Source organism: Streptomyces sp. Da 82-17, from assembly GCF_046098215.1.
Lineage (GTDB): Bacteria > Actinomycetota > Actinomycetes > Streptomycetales > Streptomycetaceae > Streptomyces.
Genome location: NZ_JBJURH010000004.1, coordinates 77,761 through 100,992, shown reverse-complemented (window position 1 = coordinate 100,992; position 23,232 = coordinate 77,761). Strand labels below are relative to the sequence as shown.

Sequence of the window (23,232 nt, the reverse complement as noted above, 5' to 3'; positions counted from 1 at the left end):
TCCCCCTGCGGCGGGGCGTACGCATGTCTCCGGTCGGGAGGTGAGCCGCGATGGCCGAGCCGATCACCGACCGAGACCGCGAGCAGGTCCGCCGGCTGCACGCCGAGGGCAAGAGCCGCAACGCCATCGCCCGCGCCATCGGGCGCAGCGCCGCGACCGTGAGCAAGATCGCCCGCGAGGCCGGCCTCACGTTCACCGGCGGCGCCCGGGTCGCTGCTGCGACCGAGGCGCGCCGCGCCGATGCCGCCGCCCGCCGCGAGCAGCTTGCCGACGACGCCCTCGACGGAGCGCTCGGCCAAGTCGCCCGCACCGGCGGGGCGGAGAGCGCACGAGATGCCCGCGACCACGCCACCGCGGCCCGCGCCCTGACCGAAGTACATGCACGCGTCGCTGAGTTGGCCCGCCACAGCGGGACTGGCAGCGCGGGCGGCTCGATGCTCGACAAGCTCGCCGACGCCCTGCTCGGGCCGACCGGCGAGGACGACCGGGAGGGGGAGTGATGACGGCTCCCCTGTCCGGCAAACAGCTCGACTCGATCCGCGAATCAGCCGACGCACGTATATCGGTCTGGCACGGGTCGGTGCGGTCGGGAAAGACGATCGCGAGCCTTGTCGCGTTTCTGCTCGCGCTGCGCCGCGCGCCGGCAACCGGGTTGATCCTGGTGTGCGGTCGGTCGTTGCAGACGATCGAGCGGAACATCATCGAGCCGTTGCAGGACCCCGGGTTGTTCGGCGAGGTGGCCGACGAAGTGCGGCACACCCGCGGGGCGACGACCGCGAGCATCCTCGGCCGCACCGTGCACCTTATCGGCGCCTCGGATGCGCGGGCCGAGGGCCGGCTGCGCGGACTGACCGCCGCTCTCGCCCTGGTCGATGAGGCCACCCTCGTACCCGAGGCTTTTTGGACGCAGCTTCTCGCCCGCCTGTCCGTGCCCGGCGCGCGGCTACTCGCGACCACGAACCCCGACTCACCGCGGCACTGGCTGCGTACCGGCTACCTGGACCGCGAGCGCGAACTCGACCTCGCCTCATGGCACTTCCGCCTCGACGACAACCCGAGCCTTTCCGAGGCGTACGTCGCCGCGCTCTCCGCCGAGTACGTCGGTCTGTGGCGTAAGCGCATGATCTTCGGCGAGTGGGTGGTCGCCGAGGGCGCGGTCTACGACATGTGGGACGAGCAGCGGCACGTCGTCGACGAGCTGCCGCCCATGCGCCGCACGTGGGTTGGCGTCGACTACGGCACTTCGAATCCGTTCGCCGCGGTGCTGCTCGGTCTCGGCGACGACGACCGGCTGTACGTCGCCGGCGAATGGCGGCACGACTCCCGCGCGGCGCACCGACAACTCACGGATGCGCAGTACAGCGCGCGCCTGCGCGGGTGGCTCGACGAGCAGCAGGTCGTGCCCGAGTGGACGTTCGTCGACCCCTCGGCCGCGTCATTCGTGACGCAGCTTTGGACAGACGGGCACCCCGGCGTCGCCCGCGCCCATAACGACGTACTCGACGGCATCCGCAGTGTGGCGACCGCGCTCGACTCCGGTCTGCTGCGCGTGCACCGCTCGTGTACCGGGCTGCTCGACGAGCTGCCCGGTTACGCGTGGTCGGAAGAGGCCGCCGAGAAGGGCGAAGACAAGCCCATCAAGCGCGACGACCACTCGTGCGACGCGCTGCGCTACGCGATCCACTCGACCGCCCACGAATGGCGGCACCTGATCGCGCAGCAGCCGTAACCACACCCGACCACCACAGCCCCGGACGACCCCCGCCCGGGGCGCCGCGGCATCTGGCATGCCCAAGGGGGGCGCTGCGATGCGCGAAGACTGGACAGACCGGTTCCTCGCCAAGATCACCGAGGCTGACAACGGTTGCTGGGAGTGGCAGGCTGCTCGGCTCCCGACCGGATACGGCCGCTTTTACCTCAACGGCAAACATCGGTACGCGCACCGCGTCGCGTACGAAGCCGTCAAGGGCCCGATACCCGACGGTCTGGTGATCGACCACCTGTGCCGCAACACGTCCTGCGCCAACCCTGACCACCTGGAAGCAGTGACGAACCGCGTCAACGTGCTCCGCGGGGTCGGGTTCTTCGCCGATCGGGCGCGGCAGACGCGTTGCATCCGCGGCCACCGCTTCGACGCCGCGAATACCTACCGGGCGCGCAACGGGACCCGCAAGTGCCGAACCTGCCGGCGCGCAGCAGCCTGCGAGTACCGGCGTCGCCGACGGGGGGTGCGTTGTGCCGCTGCCTGAGAGCAACGCCCCTTGGCCCCCGGCGCAGTTCGCGGCCGAGTACGCGGCGATGCGTGTCGATGATGCTTGGTACGCGGGTGACCGTCGCCGTTTGACCGAGGTGTACGCGCGTGACCGGCTGCGGGCCGACGGCCGTCGCCGGTTGTGGGCACGTCGCCCGCCGGACGCGTGGCAGCGCGACACCCGGCTGCACATTCCCCTCGCCGCCGACATCGCCGGGACGAGCGCGGCGCTGCTTTTCAGTGAGCCGCCGACGTTCACCGTCGAGGACCCTGCGGCGCAGGCCCGGCTCGACGAGCTGACCGAGGCCGGTGGCGTCGCGAACACGCTGCTTGAAGCGGCCGAGGTCGCCGCGGCGTTGGGCGGGGTGTTCCTGCGTGTCACGTGGGATGCCGGCCTCACCGCGCGTCCGCTGCTCACCGCCGTACATGCCGACGCCGCGTTGCCCCAGTTCCGATTCGGGCAGCTCGTCGCAGTGACGTTCTGGCACGAGCTGACCAGCGGCACGGGCGCAGTGTGGCGCCACCTCGAACGGCACGAGCCCGGCGTGATCCTGCACGGCTTGTATCAGGGCGACCGCGACCGCCTCGGCACGCGGGTGCCGCTCACCGAGCACCCCGAGGTCGCCGGCCTCGCTGACTCGCTCAGCGAGCAGGGCGACGCCGTCGAGACCGGGCTGCCCGACGCGCTGACCGCGGCGTACGTGCCCAACATGCGGCCGAACCGGCAGCGCCGCGGCAGCGCGCTCGGCCGCTCCGACTACCAGGGTGCGCACGATCTGTTCGACGCGCTCGATACGACGTGGTCGAGTTGGCTGCGCGACATCCGCCTCGCCCGTGCGCGGCTGATCGTCCCCGACGGGTACCTGCGCAGTAACGGCCCCGGGCAAGGGGCGTCGTTCGATGCCGATCGGGAGATCTGGCAGACCCTCAATATCCCGCCCACCGAGACCGGCAACGGCATCACGCTGTCTCAGTTCGCAATCCGGGTTGCCGAACACGCGCAGACCGCCGAGGCGATCGTGCGGCAGGCCGTACAGAGCGCCGGCTACAGCTCCCAGTCGTTCGGGCTCGGCGACGCGACCGCAGTCACGGCGACCGAGGTCGTCGCCCGCGAACGCCGCTCGATGATCACCCGGGACGTGAAAGCGCGCTATTGGGCGCCCGCGCTCGCCGACATGCTGCACGTGATGCTGCGCCTTGACCGCGGTCTCGGTTTCTCGACCGTGCCTGTCGACGCGCGTCCGCACGTCCAGTTCGGCGACGCCGTGAGCGAGGACCCGCAGACCACCGCGCAGACGCTCGCCTTGATCGCGCAGGCCGAGGCCGCGAGCACCGACACCCGCGTGCGCGTTCTGCACCCGGATTGGTCCGACGAGCAGGTGCAAGCCGAGGTCGACCGCATTCGCGAGGAGAACGGCACGGCCGTGCCCGACCCGATCACCGGCGCCCCCGCCGCCCCGCCGCCGGCAGACGAGCCGGACGCCCCCGAGGCGCCTTTCCCCGCGTAGCTCATGCGCCGGCCACAGGCCGGCGCCAACCCTGCTGAAAGTGAGGACCGATGACGACGACGATAGACAGGCCGGCCACGGCCAGACTGCTTGATCTCCAGCCGCACCCCGAGGGCGGCTGGTTCCGGCAGACGTGGCGCAGCGACATCACGCTGCACCTCGCCGACTACCCCGGCCCTCGCGCCACCGCGACCGCGATCTACTTCCTTCTCACCGCCACCGACAAGTCCGCGTGGCACACGGTGCGCTCGCCGGAACTCTGGCTGTGGCACCGGGGCGGCCCTCTGCGCCTGACCATGGGCGGGACCGGCGACAGCCCCAGTGCGCAGACGACAACGGTCGTTCTGGGACCCGACCTTGCAGCCGGGCAGCAGCCGCAGGTCATCGTGCCGGCCGGTGTCTGGCAGCGAGCCGAGCCGGCCGACTGCGACGAGGCCCTCGTGAGCACGGTCGTCTCGCCGGGATTCGAGTACGACGACTTCCGTCTGCTCGCGCAGAACTGACGGTGTGTGATGCCGAGGACCGGCTACTAGGCGACGGGCCACCCGACGAACTTGTCACCGTCCTCGTACACGAGCGCCATGCCGGCGTGCGCGACCAGCTCGGCGAGGTCGTCGACCGGCCGTTCGGGGAGCAGGACAACGAGGCGCGCGTCCTTCGGGGGGATGTGGCGGCTGTAGTCGTGAAGCTGTCCTATGGCCATTCGGACGGCGTTGCGACTGCTGCTGCCCTTGAGCTCGTAGAGCACGTTGTCGGTCGCGTCGTACAGGTCCGTCCAGAACGTTGAGGTCAGGCCCTGTACGCGGATCTTGAAGCGGTCGACCTTGTGCCCCTGACCCTTGAGGAAGGCGAGGAACCGGTCGCTCAGTTCCGCCTCGCGGCGCGTGACCTCGACGGCGTCGCTGGCCTTGCGCGTCACCTTCTTCTTGCTGTTCTTCTCCGGCTTGGTTGCCTGCCCGCTGGTGGATTCAGCCGGCTTGAGCTCGAAGAGCGAGGGGTCACCGGTCGGCACGGCCGGCAGGGTCTCGATGATGTCATCGGATGCGGCGGGAACGAAGTCCTCCGGGAGCTGCTCGACCGGGGCCACGGGGCGCAGTCGGAAGACGTAGACCCACCGCAGGTCCTTGTTCTGGTCGAGCGCCTGACGGCGTACGAACGGCTCGTCGTCATCGACCTTGAACTCGCCGACGTACCGGTGCTCCTTCGTTCCGTCGCGACCGTTGACGTATCCGACGCAGACGAACATGCGCAAGGTGCGCCCTGCCGCAGCGTGGTTGAGTACGGACCCGTTGAATCCCTTCAGGGTCTGGTGCCCTTCGACGCCCTGTCCGGTGTACTCGAAGACCGGGCCCTTCTCGTCTTCTTCGGCAAGCCAACCATCCTGGTAGCCGTACTCCTTGCCGCTCTCGTGATCCGTGAAGAGCTGGATTGTGTTGCTCGTCTTCGACGGGATGATGCCGCCCTGACCCGAGCCGCCGAACAGGGCGTTCAGCTGCTCACGGGTGAGGACGTCGCCGGGTGTGATCTGCGCAGAGGTCATGCTCACGACCGTACCGAGCGGCACTGACAGTCACTGTGGGTCAGGTGGGACGGGCCTGTGTCCCTCCCCACCTGACTACCTCAGCAACACAGACTCGGTGGTTGGTCAGATTCGCCTTGGAGCCGGCTAGCCGGCGCGGAAGACGATGCGTAGGACGCGTTCGGCCCTCCGTCGCATGTCGGGGTCGGGGTGGGCAACTGCCACCAGGACGACGGCAGCAAGTACGGCGGCAAACAGTGGGAGCCCAAGAGTGAGCAGCGCAGAAGCGTCAATTTGCATGAACGGAAAGGTACTTCGACGAAAGACGCTGCAACACCAGGAGTTTTCTTCCCAATCACTTGACAGTGTCTAGCAATATGGGCAATGTGAATTGATAACAGGCTAGAGCTGACCGAGCGGTCAACGAACTCTGCCTGGTCAGGCAGCCGTTCGAACGTTCGCGCGAGACGACATTCTGAGCAGGCCCATGCAGTACCCCGCCTGAGCGAGTGACGCATTTAACGAATCGAATTGCGTCAATTCTGCCACTTTTTGCGGGTGTTCACCCCTCACCACATTGCGTTTCATCTTCCACGAATAAGCAGGATTGGCGATGCCGGGGGGTGCACGGTGCCTATCGACCCCGGCGTGACCGAAGACCTGTCAGCCGGCGTGCGCGACCTGTACGCGGACGCCGAGGAACGCCTACTCGGCATCGTGGCCCGGCAGTTGGCCGACGGGTTCGAGGCCCCGGGGTGGGCGCAGCGCAAGCTCGCCGCTATCCAGCCGATGCGGCGGGCGGCGCAGGCCGTTGTCGACGAGCTCGGGCGCGCGGTGTCCCTTGAGGTGTTCGACGTGGTCGCCGAGGCGTACAACCGCGGGCACCGTGCCGCGGTTGCCGAGCTCGGCGCGCTGCCGGATGCCGCGCGGCGCCTGGTCGACGAGATCACCCCGAACGCGGCGGCCGTCGACCGGCTCGCGGTCGAGACGGTGGACCTGGTGACCGCGACGCATCGCGGCATTCTGCGGGCGGTCGCCGATGGGTTCCGCGAGGTCGTCGCGAAGGTCACGGCTACGCCGCTGCTGGGTGTCGGCACCCGTCGGCACGCGACGCAGGACGCCATGCGGCAGTTCGCCGACCGTGGCATATCCGGGTTCACCGACCGGGCCGGCCGACGGTGGCAACTCACCTCGTACGCGGAGATGGCCGTACGGACCTCGACCGCCCGCGCCGCGGTCGAGGCGCACACACGGACGTTGAGCGAGGCCGGTCTCGACCTGGTGCTCGTCTCCGACGCGCCACGCGAGTGCCCGCTGTGCCGCCCATGGGAGGGCAAGGTGTTGGGCATCGGCGGACCGGACGGGCCCCGTACGGTGCGGGTGGAGCACGCCACCATCGACGGCCGGATGCTGACGGTCGAGGTGCAGGGCAGTCTCGAAGAGGCCCGCCTCGCCGGTCTCCAGCATCCCAACTGCCGCCACAGCGTGAGTGCTTACCTTCCCGGGGTCACCACGCGTCCGCCGGTCGACTCCGACAGTGCCGGTTACGAGGCGGGGCAGCGACAGCGCGCGATCGAGCGGAACATTCGCAAGCACAAGAAGCGCGCCGCCGCGGCGACCACGCCCGAGGCCAAGAAGGGTGCCGAGGCGAAGGTGCGCACGTGGCAGGCCGCCATGCGCGAGCACCTCGCCGCGCACCCGGACCTGCGCCGGCTACGCCACCGGGAGCAGGTGGGCGCCGGCAACCTCCCGCCCGCCCGTACGGCGCCGCAGCCCGAGGCGGTCGAGGCCGCGCGGCTGCGCGCCGGCGACGCGCAGACTCCGGGCGAGATGAGCGAGCAGCAGGTCGCCGAGGCGGTCGGCTCGGGCCTGCTCGACGAGCGCGACCTCGATCGTGCCGCGGCCGAGCTCGACCGCCGCGACCTTGCCGCGCTGTTCGACCGCATCCGCCCCCAGGGCGTGTTGGTCGACGACCTCACGCCGTTCAGCGACCGTGAGCTCGCCCGCGTGCTGTCCCACCTCGACGACGAGCAGGTGCTGCGTGTGGCGGCGGAGATGGACCGACGCGACGTCGACGCCGGATTGCCCGGCGCGCGTGCGGATCTGGTCGGCCTGTCCGACGAGCAGCTCGCCCAACGCGCCCGCCTCGCCGATCCGGCCGAGCTCGCCGCCATTGCGGCCGAGGCCGACCGCCGGCAACTGCTCGCAGCGCTGTTCCCCGGCGGGCAGCTCGCCGCCGACCTGTCCGCCTTCGGCGACGACGTGCTCGGATGGGCGGTGCGCTACGCGCAGCCGGGCGAGGGTGAGCGGATCGCCGCCGAGCTCGACCGCCGGTACCCCGCCATACTGCCCGAGCCGAGCAACGCGACCGGGCCGGCCGCGCAGCTCGACGACGCGCGGGCGGTCGACGAAGCCCTCGCGCCCGCGCCCGACACCGCGGTGTGGGCCGTCGCGCTGTCCGATCCGCCCGACGACCCGTACGCCGGCATGACGTCCACTGAGCGTTGGATCGCCGAGCGCGAAGAAGCGCAACAGTCCGCCCAAGCCGCCTACACCCGCGCGGAGATACGCGAGCTGTACCGGGAGCACTGCTATCGGCAGTGGCTTGCGGCCGAGGACGCGACGAACGGCTATCTCCTCAACCGCCGTGCGGCAGCGCAAGGTGTCGACCCCGAGTCGTTGTTCTCGGGCCCGGCGCACGTCGCGTACGCGCGAGCGTCGGAGGAGCTCAAGAGGTATTGGGCGGAAGTTGAACCGCGGCTCACCCTCGCTGAATACACTGAGCAGCTCACCGGCATACGCACCGCCGAGGGCGACCGGGCACGGCGCAGTCTCGGCGATCAGCAGAACCGGCAGTGACCACACGGGGAAGGGGTGCGCATCGACATGGGGCCGCGTGAGCAGCTCGTACGCGCGATCAACGAGGGCCAGCAGGCCGGCCGCAACCGAGAGCCCGTGACCGTGTGCCCCTACCCCGCGAACGACCTGCGTCGCTCCGCATGGGTGCGCGCCTACACCGCCGGCCGCCGCGAAGCCGACGAGCAAGGCTGATCACCCGACGGGCACACCACCTGTCAGTGACGGTTGATATACGTCGGGTATGCCTGACGTCCGAGTGCCCGCCTGTCACCGATGGGAGTTACCAACCCATCTGGACCCGAAACTGCCGTCGCTGGGGAAGCTGTTCGCGTGGCAACGTGGACGATGCGCGATATGCGGCGTATCTACCGCGGCCTGCGTCGTGGACCATGATCACGTCACAGGGTTCGTGCGGGGGCTGCTCTGCTCTACCTGCAATTTGGCGGAAGGCGTCAGGGGTGCCAGGGACGACCCGTTCGCCGACTACCGCCGCAGGCCGCCGACGGCGATCGTCGGTGTGGCACTTCCGTACCGATCGGGCGACCGTACGTACTCCTTCCGATGCGATCGCTACCTCAGTTACCTCAGTGTTCCCTCTGCCTGGTCTCCAGGGGCCACCATGCTCACGTTGCTGGACGACCCTTCGGACCCCACGGCACTGGCGCGAGCCATCGAAGAACACGAGAGTCACAGCCCCGGATTGGGGGACGTGGATCGGTTCGAAATGGTCGCGTTCGCCTGTGTGCGCTCTCTGCGGCGAGACGGCACATGCCGCGATCAGCGGATGCACTTGGAAGGTGAACCTCCGCCCGGGACTGCCGTGTTCGCCCCAACACGCGCCGCACGTGCACAGGGCCTGACTGGCACCTTGGCTTCCGGCCGAACCATGGATGTGCAGAACCATCGGCTCGGGCGGCCACCACGCGGGGCAGCCCCGCTCTGGCAGCGCCTTTACCGCGCGTAGCCAGCAACCCAACCCGAAGGGGTCTACCGAACTCGGTAGCCCCCTTTGCCATGCCTGTATCCACCTGCCCCTGTCTGGGAGGACGACCTCCGCATGCCTGAGACCACCAACGCCCCGACCGCGAACACGGACGCCGCCGGGCAGGAACCGCAGTCGGCGCCCGTCGCCGGCAGCAGCGAGGCGACGCCGACCGCACCGCCGTCAGGCGATGCGCCGAGCGTGGCCGACGAGCAGCTCGCCGCCGCCGAGCAGCGCGCCACGGCCGAGACCAAGCGCGCCGAGCAGCTACAGGCCGCGCTCGACGCCGTGAACAAGGCGCTCAACCCGGGCGGAGCCGAGAACGAGCAGGACCCGACGCAGCTCGCCGCGGTTGTGGCCGAGCGCGACAAGCAGCTCGCCGACGTCAGCGAGCGTCTGCGTACGGCGCAGGTCGAGCTCGCCGCGCACCGTGCCGCGGGCGAGCACGGGGCGCGCGCTGACCGGCTGCTCAACTCCCGCAGCTTTCTCGACTCCGTCGCCGGCCTCGATCCGGACGGCCCGAAGTTCGAGCAGCAGCTCGGCGAGCAGATCCGCGCTGCCGTCGAGCACGACCCCGACCTGTACCGCGCGGCGCCGTCCGGGCCTGCGCGCGGGGGCGCCGAGTTCAACGGACCGCCGACCACCGAGCAGCGACCGAAGTCGCTGCGCGACGCCGTCGCCGCCCGCCTCGGCGCCTGACCTGTAAGGAGAACCTGACCCGTGATCACGCTCGCTGACGCGCACCTGAACGCGCTTGAGGACCTCGACCATTTGGTGATCGACGAGTTCCGCAAGTCGTCGTGGCTGCTCGACAACCTCACCTGGCACGACGCCGTCAATCCCGCCGGGGGCGGCGCGACCCTGTCGTACACGTACCTGCGGACCGTGACCGAGCGGCCCGCGCACTTCCGGAAGTACAACGACGAGTACCCGATCGCCGAAGCGCACCGCGCGAAGTACGGCGTTGAACTCGCGCCGCTCGGTGGCGCGTTCACGATTGACCGGGTCCTCGCGAACGTCGGGCCGGCGGCCACGAACGAGGTGACGTTCCAGATTGCGCAGGTCGTGAAGTCCGCGCGAGCGTTCTTCTCCGATCAGGTCATCAACGGCATGCGCGTGCGTACCCCGGGCGCAGAGGAAGGGTTCGACGGGCTCGACTTCGCCCTCGCGGGCTCGGATACCGAGATGGGTCTCGGGACCGTGACCGACTGGACCGGCCCCGGGCTGGACACCTCCCGCGAGTGGCACGCCGCCCTCGATCTGCTCGACGAGTTCCTCGCGCAACTCGACGACGCCCCGAGCGCCATTCTCGGCAACAAGCAGACGATTGCCCGCGTCCGCAGCTTGGCGCGCCGCTCGGGCTACTACACCCGAAGCGAGGACGCGTTCGGCCGACCGGTGGAGACGTACAACGGGATTCCGTTCGTCGACCTCGGCGCCAAGGCTGGCAGCACCGATCCTGTGATTCCGGTCGAGCCGCGGCTCGTCGACGCCGAGGGCGACGGCACGGGGCAGACCGTTTCGGGTTTGTCGGACCTGTACGCCGTGCGCCTCGGTCTCGACGGGTTCCACGGCGTTTCCACAGCCGGTGGACAACTTGTACGCACGTGGCTGCCGGACTTCGACACCGCGGGTGCCGTCAAGCGCGGCGAGGTCGAAATGGGCCCGGTTGCCGTCGTGCTCAAGGCGACCAAGGCCGCCGCCGTTCTGCGCAACATCCGTGTGAAGTAAGGGAGTTGAGTCCTGTCATGCAGTACCGCATTACCGCGCCCGTGCACGGGCATTCCGGCATCGTCGCGGGAATCACCTTCGCTGACGGTGTCGCGACGTGCTGCGATCCGCCGCTTGGCGCGATCGAGTATTTCCGCCGCCACAGGTACGAGATCGTCGTGCTCGACGCCCCCGACACCCTGCCCGCGGTCGAGGACTCTGCCGCGTCCAAGTCGACTGGCTCGCGTGGTCGTTCGGGCCGGCAGCGCGCCACCGACACGGACGGGAGGTAGGACCGTGGGCCGGATGTTCGCCACCGTCGAGCAGTACACCGTGCGGTGCGGGCACCCGGCCCCGGGCGTGCCGGTCGAGGTGCTGCTCGCGCGCGCGTCCGATGACATCGCCGCGGCGCTGATCGCTGCCGTCTACGACACCGCACTCGGCGACGTCGCCCGCGCCCTGGCCGATGCGGTGTGCGCGCAGGTCGAATACTGGCTCGCGATCGGTTCGGACGGGATCACGACCGCGGATACGTGGGATTCGGTCTCGATCGGACCCGTGTCCCTGTCCGGCCGTAGTGGCGCCGCCCCGACGCCGGTCGTCGTGTCCGGGGTCGAGCTCGCCCCGCGCGCCTACCGGGCGCTGCACCTGGCCGGCCTGCTGCCCGGGGAGGTGTGCGAACCGTGGTGAGCGAAGTCCCGGGATGGCTGCTGCGACACCGCATCTCGGTCGAGCCCTACCTCGGCGACTCCGCGTACGGGCCGCGGTACGGCGACCGCGTCGAGTGTGTGCCTGCCCTGGTTTCCCCGATGCGAAAGCAGCTCGCCGACAAGGAGGGCCGCGAGGTCCTCGCGACCGCGCAAGTCATCGCCGGCCCCGGGCTGGAATGTCCGCCCGGATCGCGCGTGACCCTGCCGGACGGGCGCACCGCGACCGCTGTCTCGACCGCACGGCACACCGCGCCCGGTCTGCCCGTGCCCGCCTGCGTAGAGGTGATGTGCCAATGACCCAACGCGCCCGCCTGCGGTGGAACGGCGAGCAGGCACTGCGCGGCACCCGAGAGGGCGCCGCCCGCGGCCTGCGGATCGCGGCCGAGCACGTGCTCGGCGTCTCCCGCCGCCGCGTCCCGATCGAAGAGGGCACCCTCGAACGGTCCGGCGTCGCGACCGTCGACGAGACCGACCTGACCGCCGCCCTGTCCTACGACACCCCGTACGCCGTGAGGCAGCATGAGGAACTCACCTACCAGCACGACCCGGGCCGGACCGCGAAGTATCTGGAAGGCCCGTTGACCGAAGAGGCCGACACGGTCGCCCAGTTGATCGCCGCGCAGGTAAGGCGGTCGCTCCGTGGCTGAGCCGCTGGACTACGCCGACGGGCTCGCCCGCTACCTGCACGGCCGGGGGCTGCTCGTCTACGACCCGACCGGCACCTCGGGTGACACGTTCATCGAGGCCATGCCTCCGGCGCCCGACGCCGCGGTGTGCCTGTCCCTGTATGGAGCGGGCGCCACGGACGCCCGCACCGGATGGGACGTGCGGTCCCTACAGGTGCGTGTGCGCGGCAGCGCCGATCCGCGCGTCTCCCGCCGCCGCTGTGAAGCGCTCTACGGGGCCCTGCACGGCCTCGCCGGCGTCTCGCTGCCTGGCGGTATCTGGCTCGTGCTCTCTACGGCCGTCGCCGCCCCGGCCCCGCTGGGGACGGACGCGAACGGGCGGCACGAACACGTCACGAACTACCGCCTCGACATCGAGGCGCCCACCGCGCACCGCCACAACTGAACAGCAACCACAACTGAACAACAATTCAAGAGGAGTTCCCCACATGGGACGACCGGTTGACGCCCGAGGCTGGGTGTTCGAAGTCCTCGACCAGTCGCACGCACACCGCGAGCGGTGGCTGCCGATCGAGAACCTCACCTCGTGGTCGAAGAACGACAGCGAGAACGAAGAGACCGCCGAGACGACGTCGTTCGACTCCAAGGGTTGGTACGAGCAGGACGTCATGCAGCGCGGCGGTCAGATCGAGCTCGAAGGGCAGTACGCCCTCGACCCGCGCACCGGCCGGCAGGTCGAGGGGCAGGCGTACGTCGATCGCTACTGGGGGCAGCGCCTCGGCATCGACAGCCGGAACCTGATCCGTTGGCGGCATGACTCCCAGGACACGTGGGTGATCTGGGAGGCCACCGTCACGCCCGACGAGCAGAGCGGCGAGACCAACGACAAGACCTCATGGACGGCGACGTTCACTCAGTGCGGGCGCCCGCGCTACGCCCCCGTCTTCCCGATCTGCGCCGAGGAGCGTTCCGCATGACCGAGCACAACCACAACCACGAACACGGGCACGAGGTCGCCGACTTCGACGCGTTCTTCGCCGAGCACGCCGAGCCGCGGTTCGGCGCCGTACTGCGCCTGTACAGCCGCGAGTACGTGCTGCCGACGAGCCTTCCGCTTCTTTTCACGCTCCAGATGGAGCGCGTCAAGGACAGCGACAACCCCGACGACATTCGGCGCCTGCTCGCCTCGCTGTTTGGGCCGGCCGCGCTCGACGAGTGGGCAGAGCACGGCATGACCGACCGGCAGCTCGGCGTCGTCCTCGTGTGGGCCGCGGCCAACTCCCGTGAACCGGGCTGCCTCACGATCGCCGAGGCCGCCGCCGCGTACGACGAGCGCGAGGGCGAGGAGGGAAAAGCCCTGCCGCGGCCGACCCCGGCGACGATGCGGCCCGGTTCTGGCAAGCCGTCCTGAGCCATTGGGGCGTGGTCGAGGCCGACCTCGCCCGCGAATACGGCCTGACCGCCGAGCAGCTCGCCGCGGCGAGCACACGGCGGTTTCTTGTGCTCGTCGGCGGTCTGCCTGCCGAGGCCAAGTTCCCCAGACTGTGGGCGCGCACCCCGCGCGCGGTCACCGACCCGCGCGAAATCGCCGCGCTCACCGGCGCCCCCGTCCCGTGACGGGCCGCGCCGACAACTGAAGACACAACAGAACAGACAACTGCACACATAACTGAATAGGTGGGGGTGGTCTGCGTCATGGCGCTCACCATTGGCGAACTCGTCGGATACATCGATCTCGACGCGTCCGGCGCCCGCCAAGGCGTGGCGCAGACCGGCCTCGCGTTGCAGGGGTTGCAGCGGGACGCCGACGGCCGGCTGCGCGACCTCCGCGGCCGGTTCGTCGCCGAGTCCGCCGCCATGGGCGCTGCCCTCGGCGACGGGCTCGGCGGCGCCGGCGAGCGAGCGGGGGCGAGCCTCGGCGCGCTCGGCGGCACCCTCGGCGTGCTGGGGACAGCGACCAAGGCACTCGCCGGCGGCGCTCTCGCTGCGGGCGGCGCCCTGGTCGCGGTCCCCGCGCTGTTCGGCGCTATCGGCATCAAGGCCGCAGCGAGTTCGGCGGAAGTGCAGGAAGCTTTCGGCGGGCTGAAAGATCACGTCGTCTCCGAGGTTCAGGGGATGGCGGCGCCGATCGGCAAAGAGCTCGTCGGCATCGCTGGCGATGCCCGCAGCACGTTCGACCAGATCGCCCCCTCGCTGCGCAGCGCGTTCGCCGCCGCCGCGCCGCAGATCCGCACCCTTGCGCAGGGCGCGCTCGGCCTGGTCGAGAAGCTCGCCCCCGCGCTCGCAAGCGCCGTCTCGGCCGCAACGCCCGTGATCAACGTCGTGGGGGACGGATTGACGCAGCTCGGCAGCGGGCTCGCCGGGTTCCTCGACGGGATCTCGGCCGGCGCGCAGGGTGCGGCTAGTGCCTTTTCGGGCCTGTTTGCTGGAATTTCTCATATCCTGCCCGCCCTTGGGCAGTTGATCGGCCAACTTGCCACGGCCGGCGGCCCTGTCCTGTCCGCGCTGGCGACACAGCTCGGTCCGCTGGTGTCGATACTGGCAGGCGCCTTGGGTCCCGCGCTCGCTCAACTCGGGCCGCCTCTGCGGCTCTTGATCGAGAATCTAGGCGCCGGCCTGCGCCCCATCGTCGCTGCGCTCGGCCCCGTGCTCGGCGCCGCGGCGGGCGCGCTCGGGCAACTCGTCGCCGCCGCAGCCCCACTACTGCCGATCGTCGGGCAGCTTGCGGCGGCCATCCTGCCCGCCCTCACACCGATTCTGCGCGCGGTCGGCGACGTTTTTCGGCAGCTCGCACCTGTGGTGCAGCAGCTCGCCAGCACCTTGCAAACCGCACTTGCCCCGATCCTCGCCCAACTACCCGCAATTACACGACCTTTGGCTAGTTTGCTCGGAACTCTGGCACGCGCGGTACTGCCGGTCGTATCGAGCCTGATCGCCGCCCTAGCCCCCAGTGTCGCCACCTTGGGACGAGCGTTTTCGCAGGTCATGGTCGCCCTGGGCCCCCTGCTGACCGTGCTCGGTCAGCTGATCGGGAGCGGGTTGCGTGCCCTGGCCGCGATCTTGACGCCGATCATCGGCCTTGTCGGCAAGCTCGCTTCGATCTTGGCGACCGGGCTGGCGAAGTACCTGACCGGCATCGTCGTTCCCGCGATCCGCATTGTGGTCAGCCTGCTCAAGGGCGACTTTTCCGGCGCGTGGACCAAGGCGAAAGCCCTGGTCGCCAACGTCGGCCGCTTCCTGTTCAGCCTGTTTCTGAAGCTCGGCGTATACGCGGCGCGCGGTATCACGCTCGCGGTGCGGTGGATCAAGTCTCTTCCCGGGCGGGCGCGTTCGGCGCTCGTCACGCTGGCCCCGGTCCTGCGTGCTGCCGCGGTGAACGCCCTCGCCCGGTTCCGGGCCGCGGTCGTCGCCGGCGGCACGCGGGCGCTCGCGTGGGTGCGCGGACTACCGCGCCGGATCGTGTCCGCGCTCGGGAACCTCGGCGCGCTGCTGCTGAGCGCGGGCCGTGACCTGATCCGCGGTCTGTGGAACGGCATGAAGTCCATGGGCTCGTGGGTGAAATCCAAGATCAAGGGATTCGCGAGCGGGATCGTCGGCGGAATCAAGGGCGCGCTTGGCATCTCCTCACCGTCCCGCGTGATGGCCCGCGACGTCGGCCGGTGGATTCCCGCCGGCGTCGTCTCCGGGATCACCTCCGGGCAGGGCGCGGTCGACACGGCGATGCGGCGGCTCGTGCCCACGCCCGCCCTGCCCGCCATGGCTGCTGGTCCGCCCTCCGCCGGGGGCGCCCGGGGAGTTGGGGCGAGCCCGTACGGCGCCGGCCGCGGGGCGCTGCTGCACATCGACACATGGAACGCCGGCGGCGCGACCCCGGACCAGACCGCCGCCGCGCTTGCGTGGCGTATGAAAGCGAGGGGATAACCCGCGATGGACCGCACACGAATCGACGTCACCCGGGCCGCGGCCGGCATGGTCGCAGGGCAGTTGCGCTACGGCGACTTCCTGCTCGGCCCGGGGACCCCGTACCGGTGGCGCAAGCTCACCGGGTGGGAAGAACTGCCCGAACTCGACTCGGGCAACGTCCCGAAGCCTGACGCACACGGCGCGTACCTCGGCCGGCTGCTGTCGCAGACGCGCACGATCGCGCTTGATGAGGTGATCGTGCGGGCTCCCGCCGAGCAGCTCGGCGGCGTCGTCGAGCAGCTCGGCGCCGCGACCGGACTCGTCGAGGGCGAGCTGCCGCTGCTCGTGCACATCGACGAGCGTGGCCCTTTGCTGGTGTGGGCGCGCGCGGTGCGCCGCACCGTGCCTGTTGAGCTCGGCTACGCGGTCGGGACGGTGACCGAGGCTGCGATCGAGTGGGAGGCGAGCGACCCGCGCCGGTACGCGCCGGCCGTGCAGCAGGTCGAGACCGGTCTACCCGAGCCCTGCCTGCCGTGGCACACCACTCCGGACGGGGCACCGCGCGGCATACCGGCCTCGACCGGGAACCTGACCGCGGCCAACCTCGGGAGCGCCCCGACGCATCCGGTCGTCGAGGTGTGGGGGCCGGTCGACACCCCGCGGATCACCAACGAAACGACGGGGGCCGTCCTCGAATACGACCTCATCCTCGACGCGGGCGAGCAGCTCGTCGTCGACACCTTCGCGGGAACCGCGGCCCTCGCCGACGGCGAGAGTCTGCTGCACGCCGCGTCGGTCGCGAGTTGGCCCGAGCAGGCATTCGTGCTCGCCCCCGGGGCCAACGAGCTCACGTTCCGGGCCGCCGATGACGCGCCCGCCGATCCGCGCGCCGCCGCCGTCCTGCGGTGGCGCTCCGCCCACTGGTGAGGGGAGCAACGGCCGTGTCTACCTCCCGTTACCGCATCCTGGTGTGTGATCTGCGGTCCGACCGGCTGCTCGACGTGCTGCCGCTGACCGGCGTCTCGATCGAGGATTACATCGGCAAGTCCGGCAGCCTGAGCGGCACCGTGCCCGTGCCGAACCGCGAGCTCGCCGACCGGGCCCGATCCGTTCTCGTCCCCGCGCGTACGGCGCTGTGGGTCGAGCGTGACCGCCGTATCTGGTGGGGCGGAGTGCTGTGGTCGGTCAACCCGAAGTCCGACGAGCGCGGACAGGTCAGCGTCGAGGTACAGGCGGGCACGTTCGACACCTACCTCGATCACCGGATGCTGCGCACCACGCACCGTGCCCGCGGCGTGGATCAGCTCGACATCGCCCGCGACCTGGTCGACTACGCGCAGGCGCAGCCCGGGGGCGACATCGGCCTCGCCTACGACACCGAGCTGTCCGGCGTGAAGCGGTCCCGTACGTTCTCGGCCTCGGATCAGCCGAAGATCCGCGAGCTACTCGACAAGCTCGCCGGCGCCGAGGACGGGTTCGAGTGGCGTGTGCGCTGCTACCGCGACGAGAACAGCGGCGCGCGCGTGAAGCTGCTCGACCTCGGATACCCGCGCATCGACCGCGGGGGCGACGACGTCGTGCTCGCCCACCCCGGGCGGCTGCTGTCCTACAGCTTCGCCGCGGACGGTACGACCGTGGCGAACGTCTGGCAGGCACGCGGGGCGAGCGACAACCGCAACCAGGCCGCCGCGTCCAAGCCCCTGTTGTCCGAGCTGCTCGTCGCCGAGCAGGACCTCGCCGACGGGTGGCCGCGCCTCGACGGCAGCTCGGATCACCAAAGCGTCGACGACCGCCAGGTGCTCGCCGAGCACGCGCGTGCCGAGGCCGCCCTCGCCCGACGGCCCACCGTGATTCCCGAGGTCACCGTGCATCTCGATTCCGGGATCTCCCCTGATCTGCTCGGCCGCTATGTGCGGCTGCGCATCCGCGACGAGTGGTTCGCCGAAGGGTTCGACACCCGGCACCGCGTCGTCGGCATCTCCGTCACGCCCCCGGAGCGGGGCGCCGGCGAATCCGCCCAACTCACCTTGGAGGTACCCCGTGTATCGGAGTCCCCTGCTTAACGGCCCGCTTTCCGCCGCGCTCGCTGACCTCGCGCACGGCGACGAGATCGTGCTCACCGGCGCGGCGCTGCCGCGGCCCGACGTTCTGCCGTCCATCGACCTGTCGCTCGTCGCCGGTAACCCGACGGTCGTCGAGGTCCTCGACGCGCTGCTGCCCACCTTCCCGGTCGAGTACGGCCTCGCCGCGCACGAGGTGCTGCACGACTGCCCGAGCATCGCCGCCGACCTGAGCGACCGTCTGCCGCACCTCGACACCATCCCGCACGCCGACCTGATGACCCGCTCGCACCGCGCGAAGGTCGTCGTCCGCACCGGCGACGACGAGCGGTACGCGAACGTCATCCTGCGCCGCGGCTTCTGACCCGACCCGACCCCTTTCCGGCGCCCCCGTACGCCCCTCGGTGTGCGGGGGCGCCCCTGTGTCTGCCCTGTATTGGAGGCCCGCCCATGGCGACCGTTCGAAACGACCTGCTCGACAGAATCCGGGATCTTGAGCGCCAGGTGCGCGAGCTCGCCGGCCGTGCCCAGACCCGCCCGCCGCTCGACCAGATCAAGAACGGCGACGTGAAGATCAGCGAGGGCGGGCAGCTCGCCGTCGTCCCGCCCGACAAGGACTTTGCGACGTTCGTCGTCGGCGAGTGGCCCGGCGGCTCGTACGGCCTCGTCGCCCGCCGCATGGACGGCTCGTACGCGCTGACCGTTGAGGGCGAGAAGGCCGACCGCGGCACGGTCCGTATCTGGTCGCGCGACCTCGCCGAGCCCGACCGCGTGCTCGTCATGGACGACCGGCACAGCCCGCGGCACCTCGGCCGCCCGTGGATTCCTCTCCAGCTCCACCCGACTGCCAACCAGTCGACGCGCTCGACGAGTTGGGCGCACGCGTGGGTCGGCGTCACCCCGGTACACAACCCCGTCGCGCACATCGAGCTCACGAGCTACGCGCCCGCGGGCGGGCGCGTGCGCGTACGGATGCGCGCCGAGGGCGGCACCGTGACCACGGTCGACGAGTGGACCGTGCCCGAGGGCGAATGGACCACCCACACGATCGAGCAGCCCCTCGACCGCGCCGGGTTCCTCGACGACGTCGCGCTGCAAGTCGAGCACCTCACCCGAAACCGCCGACAGCCCATCGAGACCCGCCTGTTGACCGCGTACGCCCGCAACACCTACTCAGCCGCCGAGGCGCCCGAAGCGCCCGAGGGGCGCGGCAGCGACACCGGCCGGCCCGACCCGACGCTGCCGGTCGAGGGCGACGAGAACGACAGCGACAACACGTAGAGAGGGGCCCCGAATGGCCAAGCCCATAGGCGCCGCCGCCATGGTCGCCGCTCTCAAGCGCGAGGGGGTGAAGGTGTCGGGCGTGCGCAGTTGGCGCCGGCACAACCGCCGCGGGCATGGTCCGTGGGGGCCCGTGCACGGCGTGATGATCCACCACACCGTTACCACGGGCGCCGAGCAGACCGTCGGACTCCTCTACCGCGGCCGGTCCGATCTTCCCGGCCCTCTGTGCCATGGGGCGATCACGAAGGACGGCACCGTTCATCTCGTCGGGCACGGGCGCGTCAACCACGCCGGCACCGGCGACGCCGGCGTGCTCGAAGCCGTCATACGCGAGGTCAAGCTGCCCGCCCCAGGCGCCGACACCGTCGACGGGAACGCCCGCTTCTACGGGTTCGAGTGCGAGAACCGCGGCGACGGCAAAGACCCGTGGCCCGCCGCGCAGCTCGACGCGATCGAGCGGGTATCCGCCGCCCTCTGTCGCCACCACGGATGGCAGGCGCCGTCAGTGATCGGCCACCTTGAGTGGACCGCCACCAAGAGCGACCCGCGCGGATTCTCCATGGACGCCATGCGCGAGCGGATCGCCGAGCGGCTCAAGCACCCGCCGGACGACCAGCCCCGCCGAAAGCCGCGCCCGAAGCGCCCCAAGCCGCGGCAGACCCCGCCGCCGGCCCCGAAACCGAAGCCCACACCGCCCCGGAAGGGAGACGACCCCATGACCGAGGCCGCCCGCCGGACCGTTCGAACCATGGTGCAGACGGCGCTCAGCCTCGCCGCCGCACTGCCGATACTCGTCGAGGCCGCCGACATCCCGCAGACTGCGGCCGGCGTCGGAACCGCCCTCGCGGTCGCCGGCGCCGTAACCCGCGTCATGCAGTCCAAGCAGGTACAACGGCTGCTGCCGAAGTGGCTGCGCACCACCGTGCCGGACCCCGAGGACATCCCGCGGCCCGAGGCCGACCGGGCACAGGGCGGGGGCGTGGTGTGACCGAACCCGACCCGACCGACGTCGCGCTCGAACTCGCCCAACTCCGCGGCGCCCTCGACGCCGGGTTCGCCCGCCTCGACGGCCGCCTCGCACTGCTCGACCAGCGACACGACCAGACCGACAAGCGACTCGACGAACACGACGCACGCCTCGACCGCGGCGAACAACGACTCTGGCCCCTGCCCAGCGTCGCCGCCCTGGTCGCCGTCTCCGCCCTCGCCCTCTCTGCCTGGCAGTTCACCCACTGAACGCGCCGCGCCCCCGTTCACCGGCTCAACGCCGGTGGACGGGGGCGCCTTTTGTCGTTGGGCGAGAGCGAGAGGACCCCCGACGGCCGCAAGCGTCGAGGGTCCTCTCCGAGGGGTCACCGTGCGAGTGCACCTACGCGGCCACGGGCACGGGAGCCGTTCCCCCCTTTCCTCCGCCATCCGCCCCCGCGTGGGAGACGTGGTTATCCGGGCGGATGCGGTGGTGTAGTGGCCACTGGGCAGCCCGCGCGTGGCGCCCACGGGCCTTGCCAGGCACCGGAGTTGGCGCGCCGATCAGGACCCGTACGGGCTCGGCGTAGCAGTAGCAGGTGTAGGTGGTGCCGGGCCGGTCAAGCGGCGGTGGCGTCTCGGCGCGAAGCGGGTTCGGCATTGACCAGTAGATCGCCACCAGGGCGAGCAGGCCGAGGCTCAGCGCGATTGCGAAGACACCCCACATGGCGGGTTCAACATCAAGGATCATCATTCGGCCGCCTCCCCAACGGCGGAACGGTCGCAGACGAACAGGCCGAGCAGGTCGCCCAGTTCGAGGGTGAGCTCGCGCGCCAGGGCCGGCCGGAGCTCGACGAGATGACGGGCGTCGAGGTACAGCCACACATCGCCGCTGCTGCCGATCCTCGACACGGTCAAGTTCTTCGGCTTGATCACGCAGCACCCCTCCCGCCCGTAACTAGGCGGAACCACACGGCTTTTGACGTGGGAATGAGGCCGCCGAAGTACGTCACACCCCACGCGTCGGCACAGGCATTGACGATGTACAGACCGTGGCCGTGCTCAGCGTCGCTCAGCTCGCGCGGCATGGGGATGTCTCGGGGACGGTCGTCGTGCACGTAGATCGAGACTTGGTTTTCGCCAACCGTCACGTCAACAACTACCAGGAACGCGTGCGTGTGCCGAAAGACATTCGTGACGATTTCGCTCGTGCAGAGGCGGGCCGATTGCGCGAGGCTCGCGTGCCCCGTCGATTTCAGCAAAGCGCGAACCAGATCTCGCAGCACATGAGCGGCTGTTGACGTGTTCGCCGTGCTGAGTCGATACGTGGTTGTGGATTGTGCTTCAGGTGGTGCGGGAGGTGCTAAGGCAATAGGCATTTCGTCGTCTCCCAACGCGGTCATAGCGCGCGCTGCCCGCCACCGTGGCTCGGCCGCCCCCAGGGATGACGCCCACCACAAGGGCATGCGTCAGCGGCTGCACTGCGGGTGGTTACCGGCGTGCTGCGCGGTGCTGCCAGGACCATAGGGGCATACATGCCCCGTGGCAAGGTAGGCCCTTACGCCTAGCTCTTCCGGGTGGACCCGTGGCACGGTTACGCGCGACACTGTGCGCAGACAGGGGAAGGGACACATGCCGCCGAGGGATAACCCAACGGCTCGCCAAGTTCGGCTTGGAGGCGAGCTACGCAAGCTGCGCGAACGCGCTGGGAAGACCGCCCGCGAGGCGGCAGGGATGGTTTCGACCGACCAAGCCAAGATCAGCCACATTGAGGCAGGTCGCATCGGGGTCAGCGAGGAACGCATCCGCAAGCTGAGCGTCTTCTACGCCTGCGACGACGAGGCTCTGATCGAAGCACTCTGCGCCATCTCACGCGAGCACCGAGGGCAACACTGGCGGGATGACTACCGGGGTGTACTCGCACCCGGCTTCCTAGACATTGCCGAGCTTGAGCACCACGCCACGCACCTGCGATGCCTGCAACCCGCAACGTTCCCCGGCGTCCTCCAGACCAAGGAGTACGCACGCGCGTTGTTCGCCGGCGTGATCCCTCCCCTCCCCGAAGATGAGGTAGAGGCTCGCGTCGAGCACCGCATGAAGCGGCGCGACATCTTGGAACGAGACGACCCTCCGCGGTTCGAGGCGATCGTTCACGAGTCGGCGCTGCGCATGAGGGTTGGCGGGAGGAAGGTCGCTCGCGAACAGCTCGAACATCTTTTGTCAGTTTCCGAGAGCCCCGGCCTCACTGTGCGGGTAATCCCGTTCACGAGCGAAGACTTCGTCGAAGTTACTCAAACAGTGATGTACGCGGGCGGCATTGTGCCGCAGCTCGACACCGTCCATATCGACACACCCTTCGGCGGCGGATTCCTCGATGCAGCCGCAGACCTGAGTCGGTACCGCACTCTGCTTGATGTTGCCGAGCAGGCAGCGCTCTCCCCCGAAGAGTCGCGGAGTTTTATTCACCACGTCGCAAGAGAACTGTGAGAGTCAGGGAATGAACAGCGAAATCAATTGGCAGAAGTCGAGCTTCTCCGGCGGCGGTGGTGAGCAGTGCCTCGAACTGGCCGAGTCCGCCGGCGAGATCCTCGTACGCGAGAGTGACGACCCGGACGTGATCGTGAAGACGACGCCGGCGAAGCTGCGGGCGTTCATCCTCGGGGCGAAGAACGGCGAGTTCGACCACTTCGTGAGCTAGCCCCCAGGCACAAGCATGCCCCTCGCCCGATCCGGGCGGGGGGCTTTCGCATGCCCTGAACGCATGTATGCCCCGGAGCACACTTGCCGCTTTGCCAGACGTGGCGCTACCGTCGCTGTGCGTCGCTGTTCCGGGCCGCTCCGGCAACAAAGGGGC

General features: G+C 69.9%; 31 protein-coding genes. 27 read left to right on the top strand and 4 right to left on the bottom strand.

Annotated features, from left to right (window positions below; translation table 11 throughout):
• Nucleotides 1-50: 50 nt before the first annotated feature.
• The 5 genes from ACIDOF_RS08090 to ACIDOF_RS08070 all read left to right on the top strand — a co-directional run bounded on the left by ACIDOF_RS08090 (nucleotide 51) and on the right by ACIDOF_RS08070 (nucleotide 4,262).
• A complete protein-coding gene (locus tag ACIDOF_RS08090) occupies nucleotides 51-500 on the top strand; it encodes a helix-turn-helix domain-containing protein (RefSeq protein ID WP_409005039.1) in 450 nt (149 codons plus the stop codon).
• Nucleotides 500-1,729 carry a PBSX family phage terminase large subunit gene (locus ACIDOF_RS08085; RefSeq protein WP_409005038.1) on the top strand — a complete coding sequence of 410 codons (1,230 nt, stop codon included), beginning with the start codon at nucleotides 500-502 and terminating at the stop codon, nucleotides 1,727-1,729. The genes ACIDOF_RS08090 and ACIDOF_RS08085 overlap by 1 nt, the downstream gene beginning before the upstream one ends.
• Nucleotides 1,730-1,808: 79 nt before the next feature.
• Entirely contained in the window at nucleotides 1,809-2,249 is a 441-nt protein-coding gene (locus ACIDOF_RS08080; RefSeq protein ID WP_409005037.1) for an HNH endonuclease signature motif containing protein, read from the top strand.
• On the top strand, nucleotides 2,236-3,759 hold the full coding sequence (locus ACIDOF_RS08075; protein ID WP_409005036.1) for a phage portal protein: 1,524 nt from the start codon (nucleotides 2,236-2,238) through the stop codon (nucleotides 3,757-3,759). The genes ACIDOF_RS08080 and ACIDOF_RS08075 overlap by 14 nt, the downstream gene beginning before the upstream one ends.
• Before the next feature lie 50 nt (nucleotides 3,760-3,809).
• Nucleotides 3,810-4,262, top strand: a complete 453-nt coding sequence (locus ACIDOF_RS08070; RefSeq protein ID WP_409005035.1) for a cupin domain-containing protein — start codon at nucleotides 3,810-3,812, stop codon at nucleotides 4,260-4,262.
• Nucleotides 4,263-4,288: 26 nt separating this feature from the next.
• On the opposite strand, the gene ACIDOF_RS08065 is transcribed toward ACIDOF_RS08070, so the two are convergent.
• Nucleotides 4,289-5,299, bottom strand: a complete 1,011-nt coding sequence (locus tag ACIDOF_RS08065; RefSeq protein ID WP_409005034.1) for a hypothetical protein — start codon at nucleotides 5,297-5,299, stop codon at nucleotides 4,289-4,291.
• A 537-nt stretch (nucleotides 5,300-5,836) separates the two neighbouring features.
• Here ACIDOF_RS08065 and ACIDOF_RS08060 point away from each other — a divergent pair.
• From ACIDOF_RS08060 to ACIDOF_RS07965, 20 genes are all read left to right on the top strand, one after another.
• Nucleotides 5,837-8,137 carry a phage minor capsid protein gene (locus tag ACIDOF_RS08060; RefSeq protein ID WP_409005033.1) on the top strand — a complete coding sequence of 767 codons (2,301 nt, stop codon included), beginning with the start codon at nucleotides 5,837-5,839 and terminating at the stop codon, nucleotides 8,135-8,137.
• 27 nt (nucleotides 8,138-8,164) lie between these two features.
• On the top strand, nucleotides 8,165-8,329 hold the full coding sequence (locus ACIDOF_RS08055) for an Rmf/CrpP fold protein (RefSeq protein ID WP_409005032.1): 165 nt from the start codon (nucleotides 8,165-8,167) through the stop codon (nucleotides 8,327-8,329).
• A 49-nt stretch (nucleotides 8,330-8,378) separates the two neighbouring features.
• Nucleotides 8,379-9,101, top strand: a complete 723-nt coding sequence (locus ACIDOF_RS08050) for an endonuclease domain-containing protein (RefSeq protein WP_409005031.1) — start codon at nucleotides 8,379-8,381, stop codon at nucleotides 9,099-9,101.
• 93 nt (nucleotides 9,102-9,194) lie between these two features.
• The gene (locus ACIDOF_RS08045) at nucleotides 9,195-9,818 is read left to right on the top strand and encodes a hypothetical protein (protein ID WP_409005030.1); all 624 of its coding nucleotides are present in this window, start codon (nucleotides 9,195-9,197) and stop codon (nucleotides 9,816-9,818) included.
• 21 nt (nucleotides 9,819-9,839) lie between these two features.
• Complete coding sequence (locus ACIDOF_RS08040) at nucleotides 9,840-10,850, top strand: major capsid protein (protein WP_409005029.1); 1,011 nt, start codon at nucleotides 9,840-9,842, stop codon at nucleotides 10,848-10,850.
• 17 nt (nucleotides 10,851-10,867) lie between these two features.
• Nucleotides 10,868-11,122, top strand: a complete 255-nt coding sequence (locus ACIDOF_RS08035; RefSeq protein WP_409005028.1) for a hypothetical protein — start codon at nucleotides 10,868-10,870, stop codon at nucleotides 11,120-11,122.
• Nucleotides 11,123-11,135: 13 nt separating this feature from the next.
• Nucleotides 11,136-11,519, top strand: coding sequence for a hypothetical protein (locus ACIDOF_RS08030; protein ID WP_409005027.1), 384 nt, complete (start codon nucleotides 11,136-11,138; stop codon nucleotides 11,517-11,519).
• The gene (locus tag ACIDOF_RS08025) at nucleotides 11,513-11,836 is read left to right on the top strand and encodes a hypothetical protein (RefSeq protein ID WP_409005026.1); all 324 of its coding nucleotides are present in this window, start codon (nucleotides 11,513-11,515) and stop codon (nucleotides 11,834-11,836) included. The genes ACIDOF_RS08030 and ACIDOF_RS08025 overlap by 7 nt, the downstream gene beginning before the upstream one ends.
• Nucleotides 11,833-12,186, top strand: a complete 354-nt coding sequence (locus tag ACIDOF_RS08020; RefSeq protein WP_409005025.1) for a hypothetical protein — start codon at nucleotides 11,833-11,835, stop codon at nucleotides 12,184-12,186. Before ACIDOF_RS08025 ends, ACIDOF_RS08020 begins: the two co-directional genes overlap by 4 nt.
• Complete coding sequence (locus ACIDOF_RS08015) at nucleotides 12,179-12,610, top strand: minor capsid protein (RefSeq protein ID WP_409005024.1); 432 nt, start codon at nucleotides 12,179-12,181, stop codon at nucleotides 12,608-12,610. Before ACIDOF_RS08020 ends, ACIDOF_RS08015 begins: the two co-directional genes overlap by 8 nt.
• 43 nt (nucleotides 12,611-12,653) lie before the next feature.
• On the top strand, nucleotides 12,654-13,142 hold the full coding sequence (locus ACIDOF_RS08010; RefSeq protein ID WP_409005023.1) for a phage tail tube protein: 489 nt from the start codon (nucleotides 12,654-12,656) through the stop codon (nucleotides 13,140-13,142).
• Nucleotides 13,139-13,576 (top strand): hypothetical protein, encoded by a 438-nt coding sequence (locus ACIDOF_RS08005; RefSeq protein WP_409005022.1) that lies wholly within the window; start codon nucleotides 13,139-13,141, stop codon nucleotides 13,574-13,576. Before ACIDOF_RS08010 ends, ACIDOF_RS08005 begins: the two co-directional genes overlap by 4 nt.
• A gap of 11 nt (nucleotides 13,577-13,587) precedes the next feature.
• A complete protein-coding gene (locus tag ACIDOF_RS08000; protein WP_409005021.1) occupies nucleotides 13,588-13,782 on the top strand; it encodes a hypothetical protein in 195 nt (64 codons plus the stop codon).
• A gap of 78 nt (nucleotides 13,783-13,860) precedes the next feature.
• The gene (locus ACIDOF_RS07995; RefSeq protein ID WP_409005020.1) at nucleotides 13,861-16,086 is read left to right on the top strand and encodes a hypothetical protein; all 2,226 of its coding nucleotides are present in this window, start codon (nucleotides 13,861-13,863) and stop codon (nucleotides 16,084-16,086) included.
• Between the two features lie 6 nt (nucleotides 16,087-16,092).
• Nucleotides 16,093-16,995, top strand: a complete 903-nt coding sequence (locus tag ACIDOF_RS07990; protein WP_409005019.1) for a phage distal tail protein — start codon at nucleotides 16,093-16,095, stop codon at nucleotides 16,993-16,995.
• Between the two features lie 14 nt (nucleotides 16,996-17,009).
• Nucleotides 17,010-18,131, top strand: coding sequence for a hypothetical protein (locus ACIDOF_RS07985; RefSeq protein ID WP_409005018.1), 1,122 nt, complete (start codon nucleotides 17,010-17,012; stop codon nucleotides 18,129-18,131).
• Nucleotides 18,109-18,492, top strand: a complete 384-nt coding sequence (locus tag ACIDOF_RS07980; RefSeq protein ID WP_409005017.1) for an RbsD/FucU domain-containing protein — start codon at nucleotides 18,109-18,111, stop codon at nucleotides 18,490-18,492. The genes ACIDOF_RS07985 and ACIDOF_RS07980 overlap by 23 nt, the downstream gene beginning before the upstream one ends.
• Nucleotides 18,493-18,578: 86 nt before the next feature.
• The gene (locus tag ACIDOF_RS07975) at nucleotides 18,579-19,409 is read left to right on the top strand and encodes a hypothetical protein (RefSeq protein ID WP_409005016.1); all 831 of its coding nucleotides are present in this window, start codon (nucleotides 18,579-18,581) and stop codon (nucleotides 19,407-19,409) included.
• A 13-nt stretch (nucleotides 19,410-19,422) separates the two neighbouring features.
• The gene (locus ACIDOF_RS07970; protein ID WP_409005015.1) at nucleotides 19,423-20,400 is read left to right on the top strand and encodes an N-acetylmuramoyl-L-alanine amidase; all 978 of its coding nucleotides are present in this window, start codon (nucleotides 19,423-19,425) and stop codon (nucleotides 20,398-20,400) included.
• A complete protein-coding gene (locus ACIDOF_RS07965) occupies nucleotides 20,397-20,648 on the top strand; it encodes a hypothetical protein (protein ID WP_409005014.1) in 252 nt (83 codons plus the stop codon). The genes ACIDOF_RS07970 and ACIDOF_RS07965 overlap by 4 nt, the downstream gene beginning before the upstream one ends.
• 133 nt (nucleotides 20,649-20,781) lie before the next feature.
• On the opposite strand, the gene ACIDOF_RS07960 is transcribed toward ACIDOF_RS07965, so the two are convergent.
• Genes ACIDOF_RS07960 through ACIDOF_RS07950 form a run of 3 tightly spaced genes read right to left on the bottom strand, consistent with a single transcriptional unit; the run spans nucleotide 20,782 to nucleotide 21,757 of the window.
• Complete coding sequence (locus tag ACIDOF_RS07960; protein ID WP_409005013.1) at nucleotides 20,782-21,132, bottom strand: hypothetical protein; 351 nt, start codon at nucleotides 21,130-21,132, stop codon at nucleotides 20,782-20,784.
• Nucleotides 21,129-21,314: a hypothetical protein gene (locus ACIDOF_RS07955; RefSeq protein WP_409005012.1), complete on the bottom strand. Its 186-nt coding sequence runs from the start codon at nucleotides 21,312-21,314 to the stop codon at nucleotides 21,129-21,131. Before ACIDOF_RS07955 ends, ACIDOF_RS07960 begins: the two co-directional genes overlap by 4 nt.
• Entirely contained in the window at nucleotides 21,311-21,757 is a 447-nt protein-coding gene (locus ACIDOF_RS07950) for an ATP-binding protein (RefSeq protein WP_409005344.1), read from the bottom strand. Before ACIDOF_RS07950 ends, ACIDOF_RS07955 begins: the two co-directional genes overlap by 4 nt.
• A gap of 253 nt (nucleotides 21,758-22,010) precedes the next feature.
• On the opposite strand from ACIDOF_RS07950, the gene ACIDOF_RS07945 reads away from it, so the two are divergent.
• Nucleotides 22,011-22,865, top strand: coding sequence for a helix-turn-helix domain-containing protein (locus ACIDOF_RS07945; protein ID WP_409005011.1), 855 nt, complete (start codon nucleotides 22,011-22,013; stop codon nucleotides 22,863-22,865).
• 10 nt (nucleotides 22,866-22,875) lie between these two features.
• The gene (locus ACIDOF_RS07940) at nucleotides 22,876-23,076 is read left to right on the top strand and encodes a DUF397 domain-containing protein (protein WP_409005010.1); all 201 of its coding nucleotides are present in this window, start codon (nucleotides 22,876-22,878) and stop codon (nucleotides 23,074-23,076) included.
• Nucleotides 23,077-23,232 lie beyond the last annotated feature (156 nt).